General features: G+C 63.4%; 1 protein-coding gene. It reads left to right on the forward strand.

The genetic code is table 11. From position 1 onward, the window contains the following. Positions 1-15: 15 nt before the first annotated feature. The coding region (locus FDW81_RS17920) for a DDE-type integrase/transposase/recombinase (protein WP_138135551.1) at positions 16-1214 on the forward strand (1199 nt) is incomplete at its 3' end.

Consider the following 1214-nt stretch of genomic DNA (forward strand, 5'->3'; position numbering starts at 1 on the left):
GGGATGGGACTGACGATGAGCCAGCGCAAGGCCGTCACGGTGATCAAGGCCCGCGCGTATGCCCGCGGGAGCCGCCTGGAGAAGGTGCGGATCCTTGATGAAGTGGTGGAGCTGACGGGCTGGAACCGGGACTACGCACGGCGGGCTTTGCGCCAGGCTTTGGAGCTGCGGCCGGTACGAACACGTCCGCCGCGGCCGCCGGTTTATGGTCCACGGGTGATCGAAGCGCTGGTGGTCTGCTGGGCGGTGCTGCGGGGCCCGGCCGGCAAGAGGCTGGCGCCGATGCTTCCGGTGCTCGTGCCCTTGCTGCGCCGAGACGGGGAACTGGACCTGACGGACGCAGAGGCGGTACTGCTAATGCGGATGAGCGCGGCGACGATCGATCGGAAACTGGCTCCCGAGCGGGCGAAACTGGTGCTGCGGGGCCGGTCGCACACCAAGCCCGGCTCGTTGTTGAAGTCCCAGATCCCGGTGAGGACCTGGGCGGATTGGGACGACGCGGTGCCCGGGTTCGTTGAGATTGATCTGGTCGGGCATGAGGGCGGCGTGGCGTCCGGGCAGTTCTGCTTCACCTTGACCGCGACTGATATCGCCACCGGGTGGACGGTGAACCGGTCGGTTCCGAACAAGGCGCAGAAATGGGTGTTCGCGGCACTGCAGTACGCGCTGGGCAGGTTCCCGTTCCCGATCCTTGGGATTGATTCGGACAACGGGTCCGAGTTCATCAACGACTATCTGCTGGAGTACTGCCATGCCCGGCAGATCACCTTCACCAGGTCCCGGCCCGGGAACAAAAACGATGGGGCCCATGTGGAACAGAAGAACTGGGCCCGTGTCCGTGAACTGGTGGGCTATTACCGCTACGACACCACGGCGGAGCTTGAAAAACTCAATGAGATTTGGGAGCTGGATGCGCTGTTCACGAATTACCTGCTGCCCCAGCAGAAGCTGCTTTCGAAGGAACGTCATGGAGCCAAGGTGGTCAAGAAACATGATGCCGCCCTCACCCCGCACCAGCGCGCCGCCGGGCATCCGAATCTTCGGAAGCAACCCGTCATCACCATAAATGCGCAGTTCAAACGCCTGAAACCCGCGGCGCTGTCCCGGCAGATCCTGGCCCTGACCGGGCAGCTTGAAGCACTCGCCCAAGCCAAAGCAGCTCCCCGCGACTACAAGATCAACACCTGGTTCAACTCGTACCCGAAGCGGACCTT

This window comes from Pseudarthrobacter sp. NamB4, assembly GCF_005796185.1.
Classification (GTDB): domain Bacteria; phylum Actinomycetota; class Actinomycetes; order Actinomycetales; family Micrococcaceae; genus Arthrobacter.